The following is a 16,993-nucleotide window of genomic DNA, read 5'->3' as shown; positions in this document are numbered from 1 at the left end:
GGCACCCGCTTTAACCGACTGATTAGCTCTTACCCGACCAACCGGCGATTGTCGCGTCGATATCACCCTTGTTTTCCTTAACACCTTGGGCGAATTGACTGCGAAATGTTTTACCCAAATTTACCCCATCGAGCACCACATTGAGCACCTTCCAATTGCCCGACTTGCCTTGCCCCAAGGTATACACCACCAAATTGGAGCTGTCTGGGCCAACAATTTTTTGCACAATACTCGCTTTAGTTTTCAAAACCTTACTTTCATCATCGACTAACTTAAGATCATAATCGAGGTTTTGCGACATACCTTTTACGTAGGTTTCAACCAAGCTGCGCTTAAACACGATAAGAAATGCCTCACGCTGCGGCGTTGTCGCCTGGCCCCAGTAGACCTCCCCCATAACGTTTTTAGCAATAAACTCGAAACTCACCATGGGTTCCAACACTGTTTCAATGTCGGCATAAAAGCTTTCGGGGTCATCCTTCAACTGTTGCTGACCCTTGCGAGCCAAATCCAGCAATTGCGCGGTAAGTGATTCAACAACTTCGCCTGGTGCAGACGTCTCGGGCTCAACGTCAGCCGCGAATGACCCAACAGCAAACAAAAAACCAGCGCAAAAAACCCATGCACCCAGTGGGGAGCAAACAGAACGCAAACTCACAACTCATCTCCTTAATTGACAACGTAACGAATAATAATTAACGCAATTCTAATACCGGCTAGATGAACGGCCGCTGAGTGAAAAGCGCAACGTGTTCATATAGCATCAAAACTATAGACCCATACGGTTTGGACTTGTTCAGAAGTTCACTATAAGATTGCGGCCGATCTTTGGAACCTCTATTAATACGGCTCCTAAGCCTCAAGCCCACTGTAGGCAAAACCTGTAAAATCCTTTTACTTGGCGAGCCCCATGCCGCCATATGCTGTTATAAACCGAGATATTGCCTCATGCTGGACTCCCTCCACCCGCTCGTATTGGTTATTGCCGCAATTCTGATTGGGCTAGCTGGCCTAGTATGGAGTGCGGACCGCTTCGTGGCGGGTGCAGCCTCACTGGCAAAATCCTTTGGTGTCGCCCCTTTAATTATTGGCCTCACCATCGTATCTTTTGGGACCTCGGCTCCAGAGATTATGGTAGCGATCAGCGCTTCCCTTAAAGGCACCGGTGCCTTAGGCGTTGGCAACGCCATCGGTTCTAACATCGCCAATATAGGTCTTGTGCTCGGCGTTACAACACTGGTGGCCGCTATTCCGGTGCAAAATCACATTTTGCGGCACGAAATACCCGTCCTTTTAGGTGTTACGCTTGTTTCTGGCTACTTCCTGCTCGACGCCACACTCACCTTCACGGAAGGTCTTATCCTAGCGGGCTGCCTAGTGCCCGCCATTCTATACCTTGTTAAGGTTAAACAGCGTGAACTTTCGGTAACAGAAATCGCTGAAGAAGAGGAAATTCAAGAGATGCCGCGTAGCCGCGCCATTCTATGGTTTGTTATTGGCCTATCACTGCTAATGGTTTCATCAGAGCTTTTAGTCTGGGGTTCAAAGTCTGCCGCCGAGATGGCCGGCGTAAGCCCATTAATCATCGGCCTCACCGTTGTCGCCGTTGGCACCAGCCTTCCGGAGCTTGCCGCATCCATGATGAGCGCAGTGCGCGGCCATCACGACATTGCCTTGGGCAATATCGTTGGCTCCAATATGTTTAACCTCATGGCCGTAATGTCAGTACCCGGTATTATCGCGACCACCGCCATGGAGCCTCAAGTGTTCAGCCGTGATTACCTCGCAATGCTAGGCCTTACGGTATTATTGGCACTGCTAGTCGCGAAAACACTGTGGCTCAATAGAACAACCGGCAATGCAAAGCTGGGCGCCGTTACCGGTATTATTCTGTTGTGCAGCTATGTCGCATACTACGCTCTACTCTTTACCACCCCTTAGAGATCACGAGGACACCGACTTCCACCATGACTGATTTCGATTTCGTTCAATCGGCACGTCGCACCATCCAAATGGAGCAAGATGCCGTTGCCCTTTTAAAAGGTCGGATCGGCCAAAGTTTCACCGAGTGCTGTAAACTTTTACTCAACGTTAGCGGCCGAGTTGTTGTCTCTGGCATGGGTAAATCGGGCCATATCGCCCGAAAAATCGCAGCAACGCTGGCCAGCACAGGAACCCCTGCCCTGTTTGTGCACCCTGGTGAAGCTAGTCATGGTGACTTAGGCATGATTACCCGCGACGATGTGTTTATCGCCATATCCAGCTCAGGCTCTTCACCAGAGCTCATTACGCTACTGCCACTCATCAAACGCATGGGCATTCCGCTGGTAGCGATGACCGGTAGTCACTCGAGCCAGCTTGCCGATGCCGCCGATGTCACCCTCGATATCAGTATCGAAACAGAAGCCTGCCCGCTGGACCTAGCGCCAACATCGAGCACCACCGTCACCCTGGTTATGGGCGACGCCCTAGCGGTGGCCCTACTCGAAGCGCGCGGCTTTACCGCCGAGGATTTTGCCTTCTCCCACCCCGGCGGGGCATTGGGCAAAAAATTACTGCTGCACGTAAGCGATGTGATGCACCGCGACAACCAGCTACCTTGCGTATACGCGGGTACCGGTTTGATCGAAGCGCTATCGGAAATGAGTAAAAAGGGGTTTGGCATCACCACCGTTGTGAATACAGAAAACCAACTTCTAGGCGTATTCACCGACGGCGACCTTCGCCGCTGCCTGGATAACAATATCGATATAAAAGCCTCCACCATCGAACAAGTCATGAGCGCCAACCCACGCACAGTAGAACCCAACGCGTTGGCCGCAGAGGCTTTTAACATTATGGAAACCCATAAAATTACCGCGCTGGTAGTAGCCCAAAACAACCAACCCATCGGCATCCTGCATATGCACGACATGCTGCAGGCAGGACTGTTATGAAGCATTTATCTCTCGATGAAATACAACAAAAAGCCCGCGCGATTAAGTACCTCCTGCTCGATGTAGACGGTGTACTCACCGACGGTAAACTCTACTTCAGCGGTGAAGGCTACGAAATGAAAGCCTTCCATACACTCGATGGTCACGGCATAAAAATGCTTCGCCGCAGCGGTGTAGAAGTGGGCATTATTACCGGTCGCAACAGCTCTATTGTCGCCAAGCGCGCTGCCGACCTAGGTATAAAATTGCTCATACAGGGCCGGGAAGACAAATTCGCCGCCATGCAGGAATTACTCGACGGCCACTCGGTCGAACTAAACGAAATAGCCTTTATGGGTGACGACTACCCCGATTTGACCGTTATGTGTAAAGTCGGCTTGGCGCTTACCGTTGCCAACGCACACCATGCCGTTGTTGAACTAGCGCACTGGCAAAGCACCAACAAAGGTGGAGAAGGTGCCGTTCGCGATGCTTGCGATCTCATTATGAAAGCCCAAGGCACCTTTGACGCAGCACTGCAGGCCTACACTCGCTAATGAACAAAAACCGCCTGTACATTCTATTCACATGCCTCGCAATCTCCGCGATCGTTATGTTTTGGGATTCTTCCGAAGAAATTCTCACCCCGCCGCGTGCGTCGGCCCTCGACGGTTCGCAGTTCCCCTACGCCGTCGCCCGAGACGCATCAACTAGCCATTACGACGATAAGGGGAGGCTTGACTATGCATTTACGGCGGAAATACTCGAACACTTCCGCATTGAACAAATGCAAAAGCCAGTGGAAGAATACACGCTGATGCACGCCCCAAGCTTTACCCTCTATGACCAACAAAACCCCTGGCACATCGAGGCAAACCAAGGACGACTGCAGCGAGTCCCGGAAGAAATTACACTTTGGGATACGGTTCGCATCTGGCAAACACCGTTAGCCGACGCCAACGATGGCAGCAGCCAAGCGAGAACCCTAGCAACAGAATTAACAACCGAGTCTTTAGTAATTAATCCCACAGAAAAGCTCGCGCACACCCAAGAGCCTGTTAAAATACTGTCCGCTTACGGCACCATAGACGCAGTGGGTATGACAGCAGATTTTCAAAATCGAAAAATTCGCTTACACCACCGCGTAAAAGCCATTCATAAAATCCCGGCGCAAGTAAAGTGAAGCAGCAACTATCTAAATCATTTTTTCATTTAAGTCATTTTGCGCTCGCACTGTTTTGCGTTTTGGCCCTTGTCAGTTTTGCTTTCACCTCGGCGGCTGTTCACGCACTCCCCGACGATCGTTTTCAAGACCTGAGCATTCAAGCCGACAGCGCAGAGCTCGACGACCAGTCTGGCACCACTACTTACGCCGGCAAGGTTATCGTTGAGCAGGGCAGCCTGAAGATTACCGCCGAAAAAGTTGTCATTTTTGGTAGCAACGACACCTATTCAAAAGTTGTCGCCACCGGCAAACCCGCCCGCCTTAGCCAAGTGCCCAATATGGGTGACAACCCGGTTACCGCGCAGGCTAACCGACTTGAATACCGCATCACCGACGAAACCCTGTTTCTGATTGATAATGCTGCGTTCAAGCAAGAAGGCACCAGCCTCAGCGGTAATCGAATTGAATACGACGTAAAAAAAGCCGTCGTTAAAGCTGGCGGAGAAGCCACCGCCTCCGGTGACGATCGCCGAGTAAAAATGATTATCCCGCCTAAAGCGCTCTCGTCAGAAAACGAAACTGAAGAATAGAGCCCAAAACAAACAAAACAAAGGACAACCAACTGCACCATGCCTACCCTAAGCGCCCAGCATCTGGCGAAAAGTTATAAAGGCCGAAAAGTTGTTATAGACGTATCCATCACCGTAGAAGATGGTCAAATCGTCGGCCTTTTGGGCCCGAACGGCGCCGGAAAAACCACCTGCTTTTACATGATTGCAGGCATCGTAAAAGCTGACAGAGGTGCAATATCAATAGCCGATAAAGATGTCACCCAAATGTCCATGCACGAGCGCGCTCGAGAAGGTCTTGGCTATCTACCTCAAGAGGCCTCGGTATTCCGCAAGCTGACAGTGGCCGACAACATTATGGCTATTCTAGAAACCCGTTCAGAGCTTAACCGCAAACAGCGTATTGCCGCCATGGAGCAATTACTTAACGAATTCCACATTCAACACATTCGTGACAGCCTGGGCATGGCGCTTTCTGGCGGTGAACGCAGGCGCGTTGAAATCGCCAGAGCCCTAGCCACAGAACCACAGTTCATCCTGCTTGACGAACCTTTTGCCGGCGTAGACCCCATCTCTGTCAGCGACATTAAGCAAATTGTTCAACACCTAAAAGGGCGCGGCATTGGCGTACTCATTACCGATCATAATGTACGAGAAACACTGGATATCTGTGAGAAGGCGTATATCGTTTCTGAGGGCCACATTATTGCCGAAGGTGCAGCAGCGGAAGTACTCAACAACCAGAAAGTACGAGAAGTGTACCTAGGTAAACATTTCACCCTATAATCCCCGAGATTTCCTTGACAACCCCCTTAAAATGGTCTTCAAACCGGCATATTCCTTGCTTTTAAAAACCATTGCGCGTCTCGAATACGAAGACTAAACTACGACTTGTAACCCTTTACTCACTACACGTTCGCAGTTCATCCTATGAAGCAATCTCTCCAGCTAAAACTGGGACAACAACTTACGATGACACCACAGTTGCAACAGGCCATTCGCCTACTGCAACTTTCGACGCTGGACCTGCAAGTCGAAATTCAAGAGGCGCTGGACTCCAATCCAATGCTCGAAACGTCGGACGATATAGAAGAGGCGCCAGCGACAAACGACGCGAACGAACAAGCACCGCCGGCAACAGACAACCAAAACACCTCGCAGGACACCGAAGCAGCTAATACCACGGCGAGCGCCGATGACACCAGCAGCGCGGAGGAATTTGCCGACAAGCCTGACGGTGACTGGAATGAAGACAGCATTCCAACAGACCTCGCGGTAGACACCAGCTGGGACGACATTTACGAACCTACGCCATCAGGTTCCGGCCTAGCTAAACCCGACAGCGAAGATTACGATTTTGAGTCCCGCCGGGGCACGTCCGAAACCTTGCAGGATCACCTGCACTGGCAACTCAACCTCACCCCCATGTCGGACCTCGACCGAGAAATTGCCGAAACCCTCATCGATGCCGTGCAGCCCAACGGTATTCTCGGGCAACCGCTTGAAGAGCTGTTCACCAGCCTGATGACACAGTATGAAGAACTCGAAGAAGATGAGATTCTCGCCGTACTTCATCGCGTGCAGCAGTTCGATCCTCCGGGCGTACTCAGCCAAGATATCCGCGAGTGCCTGCTTATCCAGCTGAACCAGCTAGGCGTTGAAGGCCCCGATATCAGCCATGCACGCGCACTGGTAAAAGACTACCTGAACCTGCTCGCAAGCCGCGACTTTAAGCAACTTATGCGCAAGCTTCGGCTCAAAGAGCCCGAACTGCAAGCGGCCATTAGTATCATCCAAGGGCTAAATCCACGCCCCGGAGAATCCATTGGCAGCGACGATACCGAATATGTAGTACCCGATGTATTTGTCAGCAAGGTCAATAATCGTTGGGTTGTGCAGCTTAACCCCGACATCGCCCCCAAGCTTCGCATTAACTCCGGCTATGCATCGATGGTAAAGCGTGCGGACTCCAGTGCCGACAACACTTTCCTGCGCGACAACCTACAGGAAGCTCGCTGGTTCTTAAAGAGCCTGCAAAGCCGTAACGAAACCCTGCTAAAAGTCTCCACCTGCATTGTCGAAAAACAACAGGGCTTTCTCGACTACGGCCCAGAAGCCATGAAGCCCATGGTGCTGCACGATGTTGCCGAAATAGTGGAAATGCACGAATCCACCATTTCTCGGGTAACCACACAAAAATACATGCACACCCCCCAGGGTATTTTCGAGCTGAAATACTTCTTTTCAAGTCATGTTGCCACCGATACCGGCGGAGAGTGTTCATCTACAGCCATTCGCGCCATCATTAAAAAATTGGTGGCCGCAGAGAATGCACGCAAACCCCTAAGCGACTCAAAAATCACAGGGCTACTGGGCGAGCAGGGAATCAAGGTGGCCCGACGCACAATTGCCAAGTACCGTGAATCGCTACACATACCACCTTCCAACGAACGAAAGCGGCTGGTGTAAAGCCATTTACCACACCTTGAATAAGTGATTAAATTTTTATTTACTCTTTTTTTGATTTCCCCAGCTCCCAACTCTTGGAAGATCACGGATTATTGGTAGAATGCGCGCCAATTCGATGAGTTGCTCAACAAAGCAATCGCTTTGCACAAAAGACTTAAACCTCATCTAATATTAATACGGACATCACCGGCAATCGAATCACCATGCAGATTTCGTCACTCCTTTCCGAAGATCGCTGCAAAGCCGCCACAAGCGACAGCAGCAAAAAACGCCTGCTAGAAAATCTCGCTGGCATTTTTGCCCACGCCATTGAAGGTACCAACGAGACAGCGCTTTTTCAGAGCCTCGTTTCAAGGGAACGCTTGGGTTCAACCGGTATCGGCCAGGGTATTGCTATACCCCACTGCCGATTTGCCACCGGGGGTGAAACCCTATGCGCCTGTATTACCCTCGAGCAGCCCATCGACTTCGACGCCGTAGACGGTGAGCCCGTGGACCTAGTATTTGCCATGCTGGTGCCCGAGAACGCTGAAGACGCCCACCTGCAAACCCTCTCGAGCCTTGCCGAAAACCTGCAAGACCCAAGCTACGCAAAGCGCCTGAGGGCCTGTCACAACAATCAAGAATTGTTTCGTATCGCTTCTGGTGTAAACTAAAAACTGAGCCCAAGCCTATGGCTCAGCCCGTCGGGTCTAAGCGCTCCGAAGAGCGCACCAGTATTACACTTACCCAGCGAACAACTTTCCCGGAAGAATTTTATGCGCCTGCTTATCATCAGTGGAAGATCTGGATCCGGTAAAACGTCGGCCCTACACCTGCTTGAAGACGAAGGCTACACCTGTATCGACAACCTACCGGTTAACTTGTTACCGGCCCTTATCGAGCAAATAGCCGCCGCACCCAACGCCGATAGCCAGCGCTTTGCCATCGGCATTGACGCACGCAATATCTATAGCGACCTCGGCAAGCTCGGCGAACTTATTGCCAGCGCCCCTATCGACCGCAAACAGTACCAGATCGTATTTCTCGATAGCTCGCGTGAAATGCTGCTTAAACGCTTTTCCGAAACACGGCGTCGCCACCCTCTTTCCGACGAGTTTATTGGCCTTAACGAAGCTATCGAGAAAGAGAAAGCTATACTTCAACCCATGGCCGCAGCGGCAGACTTTACCATTGACACCTCTCACCTCAGCCTGCACGAACTGCGCAGTTCCATCAAACATCTGGTGGTAGGTAAAAACGGTAAAGGCGTAGCACTCATGTTTAAATCCTTCGGTTATAAATACGGTGTGCCCGTAGATGTTGACTTTATCTTCGATGTTCGCTGCCTGCCCAACCCCTTCTGGAGCACCCAACTGCGCGACCACACTGGGCTTGAACCTCAGGTTATTGAGTTTCTCGGCGGCCAGCAGGAGGTCGAAGAGATGTTTGCCGACATTCTTGGTTTTATTAAAAAATGGATTCCAAAGTTCGAAAGCAATAACCGCAGCTATCTCAGTATTGGCATCGGTTGTACCGGCGGCTGGCACCGCTCCGTGTATATGTGCGAACGCCTCGCAGAAGCATTAAAGGACGACTATAAAAACGTACAAACCAGGCACCGCCAACTGGAAAATAAACCAGGGCACTAGCGGCTTGCGCCGAGATCAGCGAAGAGAATAAAAACACTGCCATGCAGGAACAACACATCCAAATCATAAACAAGCTTGGCCTGCACGCACGAGCGGCAACAAAATTGGCAAATGTCGCCATGCGCTTCTCCTCTCGCATACACGTGATAGCCAAAGGAAAAACGACCGATGCCAAAAGTATAATGTCGCTAATGCTACTTGCCGCCTCAAAAGGTACCGACATAACCTTGCGTACCGAAGGCACAGACGAAGCGGCTGCAATGGACGCCTTAACAACCCTAATCCACAACCGTTTCGACGAGGCGGAATAAACACCAAACTAATTGCAAGATTAGCTCTAAGAAGATTTCCGGAAGCCGTTGAAAAGGCTACAATTTCCACATTCCAAATTTAGCCACTGCAACCGGACCACCACATGCCGCAAGCTGCCGAACAAGCCGATTATCAGCCGCATGCTCACCTGAGCAAAATGCAGGCAATGCTCGACAGCGGTACCTTTCGCCAAGTAAGGCAAATGCTGAATGGCCTACGGCCGGTTGAAATTGCACATTTAATAGAATCCTCCCCTCCCCCCTCTCGCACCCTACTGTGGGATCTGGTAGACAAAGAAGTCTCCGGTGAGGTACTCGAAGAGCTCGGGGACGATGTCAAAATACTCTTCCTCGAAGGCATGGGCACCGAAGAGCTGGTAGAAATTACCGAAGGCTTAGAAACCGACGATGCTGTTGACATTCTGCAACAGCTGCCCGAGCAGGTTATCCAAGAAGTATTGGAAGCCATGTCCGATCAGGACAGAGCGCGCGTTGAGGAAGTTATTGCCTACGACGAAGAAACCGCCGGGGGCCTAACCAATACCGATACCATCACCGTGCGTCCGCGCTTCACCCTAGACGTGGTGCTGCGTTACCTACGTCGCCACCCCGAGCTACCTCCGTCCACCGACAGCTTAATTGTCGTTAACCGTAAAGACGATTATTTGGGTGTACTGCCGCTAAGCAAACTACTCACCACGGACCCTAGCGTTACCGTGCGCGAAGTAATGGTCACCGACACCAACGCCATCCCCGCCAGCATGGCCGACAAAGATGTAGCCAAATTGTTCGAGCAGCACGACTGGGTATCGGCACCCGTGGTAAACGACCAGGGTAAGCTGCTCGGCCGAATCACCATCGATGATGTGGTAGACGTTATTCGTGAAGAAGCCGATCACTCGTTAATGAGCATGGCAGGCCTCGACGAAGACGAAGACACCTTTTCCACCGCTCGCCGCTCAATTCCCCGTCGCGCTACTTGGCTGGGCATCAACCTGCTCACTGCCATTCTGGCCTCCAGCGTCATCAGCCTGTTCGATGCCACTATCGAAAAACTGGTTGCCCTTGCCATACTTATGCCCATTGTCGCCAGCATGGGCGGCGTTGCCGGCTCACAAACCCTTACGGTGGTTATTCGCGGTATGGCCCTGGGGCACATTGGCTCGAGCAACCTCGGCTGGCTGCTATCCCGAGAAGTGCGCGTAGGCCTATTCAACGGGCTGCTATGGGCGATTGTAATGGCGGGCATCGCCGCCTGGTGGTTTAACGATGTTAACATCGCCATGATCCTCGGCGCCGCCATGGTGATTAACCTGCTAACGGCCGCAGTGGCCGGTGCGCTGTTACCGGTTGCGCTTAAGTCTATGAAAATCGATCCGGCACTGGCCGGAGGGGTTACCCTCACCACCATTACCGACGTGGTGGGCTTCTTTTCTTTTCTGGGATTAGCCGCCTTTTTTTACGGATAACCCCATAACCTCCAGCAACACAACAGAGCCCCCAGAGATACAGTAAAATGCAAGACCAACACGAAGATGACTGGCCAGAAGAAGACGACCAAAAAAGTAAAACCAGGCTTAAACAGGAAATGCATGCACTTCAGCAACTGGGCGAAAAAATCACCGAGCTTCCGCCCGCGCAACAAGCCAAAATCCCCATGGACGAAAAGCTGCGCAATGCTATAGAAGAAGCACCCAGAATTTCCGAAAAAAGTGGCCGCAAACGCCATATGCAGTTTATCGGTAAGCTAATGCGTAAAGCCGACGGTGAAGCCATTACAGCGGCTTATGAAGCCTTAATGGAAAAAACCCACCAATCAGTACGCCAACACCACCAGATGGAACAATGGCGAGATCGACTACTAAAAGATGGCAAAGCGCTTGCGGAATTTATCGACCAATTTCCACAATGTGAGCGCCAACAACTACGCCAGCTTATTCGCAGCGCGCAGAAGGAACAATCCCAAAACAAGCCGCCCGCTAGCGCGCGTAAATTGTTTAAGTTTATTCGGGAATGTTTTGAGACAGAGTAATACCGGCCTTACTTAAACCAAAGTACTTAAATCAAAGCACTTTGGGTCCGGTGTCTACGGAATTTCCCGTTAAACAACCACCATTAAACACAGTGACAATTACCATAATTACCTTACCACCTCACTTCAAAAATTTACCCAATTTATGCTAAGAATGGCAGGACCTGTTATGACACCCGCATTAAAACGACTACTGATCTCATCTTTATTCCTTTTAATTGTTGGCTGTACCTCACTCACGGTCTCCAAGTTCACACAACAATTCGGTGAAGCCACACCTAAATCCCGAGCGGTAGAACAACTACCCGAGAATGGCATTGATTATTGGACCGAGGTAAAACCGATACTGGAAAAGCGATGTGTCGTCTGCCATGCCTGCTATGATGCGCCCTGCCAATTAAAACTAACAGCTCCGGAGGGCGCAGAACGCGGCGCAAGCAAAGCGCGCGTATACCATCCAGAACGCATAACGGCCGCCCCCCTCACCCGCCTATTTGAGGATGCAACCACTGTGGAAGGCTGGCGAGAAAATGGCTTTTATCCGGTATTGAATGAACATCAAAACACGCTAGCCGCAAATCAACAGGCCAGTGTATTACACCAGATACTTACCTTGAAAAAGCGTCAACCTCTTCCTGAAGGTGACATACTGCCACAAGCGTTCACACTCGGCATCAACCGACAGCAAAGCTGTCCCAACGCCGAAGAGTTCGAAAAATTTTCCGCCAACCAACCCTATTGGGGAATGCCTTACGCACTTCCAGCGCTGAACGATCAAGAACAACAAGTACTACTCGAATGGGTTGAACAAGGCGCGACCTATACCGTAACAGCGGATCTAGAAATAATATTTCTAGATGAAATAAAAAAATGGGAAAACTTTTTAAATAAAAATTCCCTAGAGCGCCAGCTTTCGGCTCGCTATATTTATGAACATCTATTCTTAGCCCACATCTATTTTGATGAATTAGACCAAAGACGCTTTTTTAAACTCGTTCGCTCACGCACACCAAGCGGTCAACCGGTAGAGCGTATTAACACACGCCGCCCTTTTGATGATCCCGGTACGGCAAGAGTTTATTACCGCATTATTCCCGAACAAGAAACCATCGTAGCCAAAACCCACATGCCCTATGCGCTGCACGAAGATCGGCTTACACGGTGGTCCGAATACTTTGATGAAACAGCATTTGAAGTGCAAGCATTACCAGACTATTCAAGGAAACATGCATCCAACCCCTTTCTAGCCTTTCACTCGCTGCCGATGAAATCGCGATATAAATTCATGCTGGATGAAGCACAATTTTCGATTATGAATTTTATTAAGGGCCCCGTCTGCCGAGGGCAATCTGCGCTGAACGTTATCAACGATCATTTCTGGGTATTTTTTATCGACCCAGAACATTCAGCCGACGAGGCGACCGCTGAATTCATGCACACCTATGCCGAAGACTTCGAACTGCCCAGCGCTCGCGGTGACATTAATATGCCGTTGACTAACTGGCTACGATACTCCCGAAAACAGCGTCGACTGCTGGCGGCAAGAGACGCCTACCTCGAAGAGTTCCTCCAAAAAAATCCCGATAAAATTGGCCTAGACATTGTATGGGACGGTAACAATAGCAATAAAAATGCTGCGCTCACCATTTTTCGAAATTTTGACAGTGCCACCGTAGAAAAAGGGCTTATAGGCGCGCCCCCCAAAAGTGCTTGGATCATCGGCTACCCATTGCTCGAACGAATCCACTATTTACTGGTTGCCGGTTACGATGTGTATGGCAACGTCGGCCACCAATTACTTTCTCGCCTGTATATGGACTTTTTGAGAATGGAGGGGGAGTCTAATTTTCTTATGCTATTGCCTTCAGAAACGCGGCAGCAAGAAAGAGAGAACTGGTACAAAGATGCATCGCCAAAAGTATTTGAATATCTCACACACCCGAGTATAGACAAAAAGGTCGAGCCCAACATTCTATACCAAACAGACAACCACAAGCTTGAGCTTTATAGGCTACTGCAATCCCATCTAACAGGAGCGCTTTCACAGCAGCGTTTACTCAGTACACTAAAGGACGAAAACGTTCGCGTTCAGCTAGAAAAATTAGCGACATTCAAAGGCGCTATGACCACACTATTATCCGAGCACTCTCACCTATTGATTACAGACAGAAACACCGGCGCTAATACTCATATTTCTCTTATTAAAAACAATGCACACAAGAACATTACATCTATGTTTGGTGAAGGCCGTAATCTTGACCCGCAAGAAAATACTGTTTCTGTAACCAACGGGTTTATTGGCGCTTACCCCCTTACCTTTTTTCAGCTAAGCAAAACTGACTTACCCGAATTTGTACAGCGCGTACTCGCACTTGAGAGCGAGCAACAATATACCAAGCTAATGGCCGACTTCGGTATTCGTAGAACCGACCCGGAATTCTGGCAGCACAGCGACAACATTCACAACGCACTGCTTGAAAGTGCAGGCGCAGAGTTCGGGGTTTTGGACTACAACCGCCTGGAAAATAGATGAGCCTATAGAACAACAAAAGTCACAAAACCCTAAAACCTACCTCACAACGACCCGACAGATTAAACCCGTTAACTATTTCTCTGAAAACGCAGAGGTATCCAACACACCACTTTTTTACCCTCTAATGGCATAACCACCGCTAACGTCTAGAATTAGCAGTATCGCTATTCCCCTTTTTTGAGGTTGAACTATGTGTCAAGACGAGCCAAAACCTAGCCCCCAACCCAGCCGTTCTACACTTAGCCGCCGCAGCATAATCAAAGGCCTAGTAACAACCCTTGCTGCGTCAAAAGCACCCTACATCATCGCAAAACCCGCTATAACTCTGCGCGTTCTCGGCACACACGTAACACTTCAAGAGGAGTTACGGATAAAGGCAATGGCAGACCTAGGCTTCAATATAACTTTTGAACCTAAAGGAAGTGCGGCGGTATTACAAAAAGCATCCCTGCTTCCCCAATCGTTCGATCTTTATGAACAATGGTCGAACAGCATTAATATTCTCTGGCAGTCTGGCGCGATTCAACCTATCGACAAAAAACGTATCCGCTATTGGGACGAAATAAATGCGCTAACCAAAACCGGGAAGCTCACCCCAGAAGCCCAATACGGCGCTGGTGATACACCCTATTCGATTCTAAATGTACAGAACGACGGTTCGTTGGGTTCTAAACATACAAACCATATTAGCTATTTACCCTATGTGCACAATGTCGATTCATTCGGCTACAACACCGCCAGCATTCCAAAAGGCATTCCCTATCAAACAGAAAGCTGGGGCTGGCTACTAGACGATAAATATCGAGGTAAAGTTGGGGTGGTAAACGCACCAACAATCGGCCTTTTTGACATGGCTCTTGCAGCACAGGCACGCGGGCTCATGCAATTTGAAAACATTGGCGCCATAACACGCAATGAACTGGACACCCTATTTACAATTTTAGCGAAGAAAAAACAGCAGGGGCATTTCAGTGGTTTTTGGACTTCCGTGCCTGAATCCGTGAATTTCATGAAAAGTGGGCGCGTGATTATCGAAAGCATGTTTTCACCCGCCGTTTCCGCCCTTAACGGATTAAAAGTACCCGTAACCTACGCCGCACCTAAAGAGGGGTATCGTGGCTGGCACGGTGTTATGTGTCTCTCTTCCGCAACCTCAGGTTACACCGCTGATGCAGCCTATGAGTATATGAATTGGTGGCTGTCGGGTTGGCCCGGCGCGTTTATCGCCAGGCAAGGCTATTATATATCCAACCCTGAACGATCAAAGGCGTTATTAACGCAAGACGAATGGAACTACTGGTACATGGGAGAAAAGGCTGAATCAAATTTAAAAGGCACCAATGGTCAAATTTCTGTATATGCTGGAGAAGCACGCACTGGAGGCGCCTACAAAAAACGCTTTAGCAATGTTGCTGTTTGGAACACTGTGATGCCCACCTATGACTACAGCCTGCAAAAATGGTATGAGTTCATTAGCCTATAGAATGGTTATTTAGAATGCGTTCAAATAAAATATTTAATACCATAAAATTTCAAATTATATCAGCTTTCGCCGTGCTCATTATACCACTGGCCTCCCTCAGCTATTTTTACACTCTCTCTTACAAAATATTCAACCAGTCATTTAATAATTTTTTGGAAGCGGAAGATGCATCCTCTCTGTTAAGTAAAGTAGAAATCAATATTATTGATCTACAAAGAAATGTGCTCATATTTAAAGAAACCGCCAGCGAAAACTCAGCAATTCAATCTTCAAAAAAATATCAAGATATATCGATTTTAATCGACCAACTAAACACACTATCAATTATAAACGAAAATGTGGAAACACTCGAAAATATTCGAACACACCTAGATAGCTACAAGTCCAATTTTGATACTGTTGTAGGCATGCGCAATCAACAAGTATCCTTGATCAACAACCACCACAACGCTAAGATCTTGAATTTAAAAAATATTTCAGATAGAACACTTGAAAATCACATTATAAAAGCACATTCCGAATCACTACTTTATCTTTCGTCCTACGACTCGTCGCACATAACTCTATTCAAAAAACATCTATCAAAAGCAAAATTTCAACTAGGCCGTAAAAGCGCTAGCACTACCAAAACCCCCTACCCACTAGAGCAGTCGTTAGAGGACTACAGCAAAAACTTTTCCACTATAGTCTCCATTACCCGGCACTACATTTATCTCATCAATGTAGTGATGACAGGCTCAGCCAATGAAATATTTTACCATGCCGCAAAGCTACAAGAGCAATATCATACAAATGCTACCACCACTCGCCAACTGGCAAAATTAACACTGGAAAAGCAGCAACTACTTGGGCGAGCGCTCCTGTTGATCGGCAGTGCACTAACACTAGTTATCGCATTCGCACTGAATTTTCGCATTACCCGCCCTATCGAAGCCATCACATCGGTATTTCTTAAGTTATCCGAAGGTGACCAAGTAAGCGCTCTCCCTGGCCTGAAACGGAAAGACGAAATCGGCTTACTAGCCGCTGCAGCTAATGTTTTCAAAAGGCGGAATGCAGAAACGCAGGAGTTGTTAATGCAAGCAGAAAAACTAAATCTTATTCAAACAGAACTGAATGAAGCTTTATCGCTAGAAAAATCAAAAGTTGAAAGGGCTTTATCGATAAAAACAGATTTTTTAGCCAACATGTCGCATGAGCTACGAACCCCTTTAAACTCGGTAATTGGCTATACCGTAAGACTACTTAAACGTGAAAAATACGATGACCGAACCACATCGGCATTAACGGCCATCGAGCGAAGCGGACGCCACCTTCTATTCATGATTAACGACATTTTGGATTTAAGTAAAATCGATGCAAACAAACTTGAACTCAACATAATTTCCGTGAACATTGAACAGCTGTGTAAAGATTGTATTAATCAAGTTAACACAGCGGCCGAAGACAAAAGTTTATTGCTTAAATTTGAAAGCCCACACGACCAAACCATCCACACAGACCCTGGAAGGCTAACCCAAATACTACTTAATTTATTGTCGAATTCAATTAAATACACCGACAGCGGTTCCGTCACTCTAAAAATAACGCCTGAAGAAACGCTAGGTAGAACACAAATAAGCGTCATAGACACCGGGGTCGGAATCAAGGAAAGTGACCAAATCAAATTATTTACCCGCTTTAATCAATTCGATGAGTATACCCGCTTTAAAGTAGGCCAAGGTACCGGGCTAGGCCTCGCCATTGTTTCAAATTTGTCGCGGATCATGGGCATTGCATTGGAGGTTAGCAGTGAATACGGCAAGGGCAGCAACTTCACTATTTTTGTGCCTTACGAATACACTGGGCCATTACCCTCCGCCCCTGATTAATCCGTAGCCTTACA

16 protein-coding genes are annotated in these 16,993 nt (G+C 48.8%); 15 read left to right on the top strand and 1 reads right to left on the bottom strand.

Going from position 1 to position 16,993, the window contains the following annotated elements; all coding sequences use genetic code 11:
• Positions 1–22 precede the first annotated feature (22 nt).
• Complete coding sequence (locus H5336_RS14735) at positions 23–658, bottom strand: MlaC/ttg2D family ABC transporter substrate-binding protein (protein ID WP_185235020.1); 636 nt, start codon at positions 656–658, stop codon at positions 23–25.
• Positions 659–948: 290 nt separating this feature from the next.
• Here H5336_RS14735 and H5336_RS14730 point away from each other — a divergent pair, with 290 nt between their 5' ends.
• From H5336_RS14730 to H5336_RS14660, 15 genes are all read left to right on the top strand, one after another.
• On the top strand, positions 949–1,941 hold the full coding sequence (locus H5336_RS14730; RefSeq protein WP_185235019.1) for a calcium/sodium antiporter: 993 nt from the start codon (positions 949–951) through the stop codon (positions 1,939–1,941).
• 26 nt (positions 1,942–1,967) lie between these two features.
• Positions 1,968–2,936 carry a KpsF/GutQ family sugar-phosphate isomerase gene (locus H5336_RS14725; protein ID WP_185235018.1) on the top strand — a complete coding sequence of 323 codons (969 nt, stop codon included), beginning with the start codon at positions 1,968–1,970 and terminating at the stop codon, positions 2,934–2,936.
• Positions 2,933–3,472: a KdsC family phosphatase gene (locus H5336_RS14720; RefSeq protein ID WP_185235017.1), complete on the top strand. Its 540-nt coding sequence runs from the start codon at positions 2,933–2,935 to the stop codon at positions 3,470–3,472. The genes H5336_RS14725 and H5336_RS14720 overlap by 4 nt, the downstream gene beginning before the upstream one ends.
• A complete protein-coding gene (lptC, locus tag H5336_RS14715) occupies positions 3,472–4,098 on the top strand; it encodes an LPS export ABC transporter periplasmic protein LptC (RefSeq protein WP_185235016.1) in 627 nt (208 codons plus the stop codon). The genes H5336_RS14720 and lptC overlap by 1 nt, the downstream gene beginning before the upstream one ends.
• Positions 4,095–4,670 carry a lipopolysaccharide transport periplasmic protein LptA gene (gene lptA, locus H5336_RS14710; protein WP_313557337.1) on the top strand — a complete coding sequence of 192 codons (576 nt, stop codon included), beginning with the start codon at positions 4,095–4,097 and terminating at the stop codon, positions 4,668–4,670. The genes lptC and lptA overlap by 4 nt, the downstream gene beginning before the upstream one ends.
• 39 nt (positions 4,671–4,709) lie before the next feature.
• Positions 4,710–5,435: an LPS export ABC transporter ATP-binding protein gene (lptB, locus tag H5336_RS14705; RefSeq protein WP_185235015.1), complete on the top strand. Its 726-nt coding sequence runs from the start codon at positions 4,710–4,712 to the stop codon at positions 5,433–5,435.
• Positions 5,436–5,579: 144 nt separating this feature from the next.
• Positions 5,580–7,118 carry an RNA polymerase factor sigma-54 gene (locus tag H5336_RS14700; protein WP_185235014.1) on the top strand — a complete coding sequence of 513 codons (1,539 nt, stop codon included), beginning with the start codon at positions 5,580–5,582 and terminating at the stop codon, positions 7,116–7,118.
• Positions 7,119–7,321: 203 nt separating this feature from the next.
• A complete protein-coding gene (locus H5336_RS14695) occupies positions 7,322–7,774 on the top strand; it encodes a PTS sugar transporter subunit IIA (protein WP_185235013.1) in 453 nt (150 codons plus the stop codon).
• A gap of 102 nt (positions 7,775–7,876) precedes the next feature.
• Positions 7,877–8,749: an RNase adapter RapZ gene (rapZ, locus tag H5336_RS14690; protein ID WP_185235012.1), complete on the top strand. Its 873-nt coding sequence runs from the start codon at positions 7,877–7,879 to the stop codon at positions 8,747–8,749.
• Between the two features lie 41 nt (positions 8,750–8,790).
• The gene (locus tag H5336_RS14685) at positions 8,791–9,060 is read left to right on the top strand and encodes an HPr family phosphocarrier protein (protein WP_185235011.1); all 270 of its coding nucleotides are present in this window, start codon (positions 8,791–8,793) and stop codon (positions 9,058–9,060) included.
• A 104-nt stretch (positions 9,061–9,164) separates the two neighbouring features.
• A complete protein-coding gene (gene mgtE, locus H5336_RS14680; protein WP_185235010.1) occupies positions 9,165–10,529 on the top strand; it encodes a magnesium transporter in 1,365 nt (454 codons plus the stop codon).
• 47 nt (positions 10,530–10,576) lie between these two features.
• Complete coding sequence (gene yjgA / locus H5336_RS14675) at positions 10,577–11,092, top strand: ribosome biogenesis factor YjgA (protein WP_185235009.1); 516 nt, start codon at positions 10,577–10,579, stop codon at positions 11,090–11,092.
• A 169-nt stretch (positions 11,093–11,261) separates the two neighbouring features.
• A complete protein-coding gene (locus H5336_RS14670) occupies positions 11,262–13,625 on the top strand; it encodes a fatty acid cis/trans isomerase (protein WP_185235008.1) in 2,364 nt (787 codons plus the stop codon).
• A 190-nt stretch (positions 13,626–13,815) separates the two neighbouring features.
• Positions 13,816–15,108 (top strand): ABC transporter substrate-binding protein, encoded by a 1,293-nt coding sequence (locus H5336_RS14665; RefSeq protein WP_185235007.1) that lies wholly within the window; start codon positions 13,816–13,818, stop codon positions 15,106–15,108.
• A gap of 14 nt (positions 15,109–15,122) precedes the next feature.
• Positions 15,123–16,979 (top strand): sensor histidine kinase, encoded by a 1,857-nt coding sequence (locus H5336_RS14660; RefSeq protein ID WP_185235006.1) that lies wholly within the window; start codon positions 15,123–15,125, stop codon positions 16,977–16,979.
• Positions 16,980–16,993: the final 14 nt, after the last annotated feature.

This window comes from Teredinibacter franksiae (genome assembly GCF_014218805.1).
Classification (GTDB): domain Bacteria; phylum Pseudomonadota; class Gammaproteobacteria; order Pseudomonadales; family Cellvibrionaceae; genus Teredinibacter; species Teredinibacter franksiae.
Note: the sequence above shows the minus strand (reverse complement) of the source record. Positions and strands in the feature narration are given on the sequence as shown.

Bases quoted from the DNA above. Each gene is read 5' to 3' on its own strand.
- H5336_RS14700 (WP_185235014.1), top strand. From the start codon at position 5,580: ATGAAGCAATCTCTCCAGCTAAAACTGGGACAACAACTTACGATGACA.
- H5336_RS14685 (WP_185235011.1), top strand. From the start codon at position 8,791: ATGCAGGAACAACACATCCAAATCATAAACAAGCTTGGCCTGCACGCA.
- H5336_RS14665 (WP_185235007.1), top strand. From the start codon at position 13,816: ATGTGTCAAGACGAGCCAAAACCTAGCCCCCAACCCAGCCGTTCTACA.
- lptC (WP_185235016.1), top strand. From the start codon at position 3,472: ATGAACAAAAACCGCCTGTACATTCTATTCACATGCCTCGCAATCTCC.
- H5336_RS14695 (WP_185235013.1), top strand. From the start codon at position 7,322: ATGCAGATTTCGTCACTCCTTTCCGAAGATCGCTGCAAAGCCGCCACA.
- mgtE (WP_185235010.1), top strand. From the start codon at position 9,165: ATGCCGCAAGCTGCCGAACAAGCCGATTATCAGCCGCATGCTCACCTG.
- lptB (WP_185235015.1), top strand. From the start codon at position 4,710: ATGCCTACCCTAAGCGCCCAGCATCTGGCGAAAAGTTATAAAGGCCGA.
- H5336_RS14730 (WP_185235019.1), top strand. From the start codon at position 949: ATGCTGGACTCCCTCCACCCGCTCGTATTGGTTATTGCCGCAATTCTG.
- H5336_RS14725 (WP_185235018.1), top strand. From the start codon at position 1,968: ATGACTGATTTCGATTTCGTTCAATCGGCACGTCGCACCATCCAAATG.
- H5336_RS14660 (WP_185235006.1), top strand. From the start codon at position 15,123: ATGCGTTCAAATAAAATATTTAATACCATAAAATTTCAAATTATATCA.
- H5336_RS14720 (WP_185235017.1), top strand. From the start codon at position 2,933: ATGAAGCATTTATCTCTCGATGAAATACAACAAAAAGCCCGCGCGATT.
- H5336_RS14670 (WP_185235008.1), top strand. From the start codon at position 11,262: ATGACACCCGCATTAAAACGACTACTGATCTCATCTTTATTCCTTTTA.
- rapZ (WP_185235012.1), top strand. From the start codon at position 7,877: ATGCGCCTGCTTATCATCAGTGGAAGATCTGGATCCGGTAAAACGTCG.
- yjgA (WP_185235009.1), top strand. From the start codon at position 10,577: ATGCAAGACCAACACGAAGATGACTGGCCAGAAGAAGACGACCAAAAA.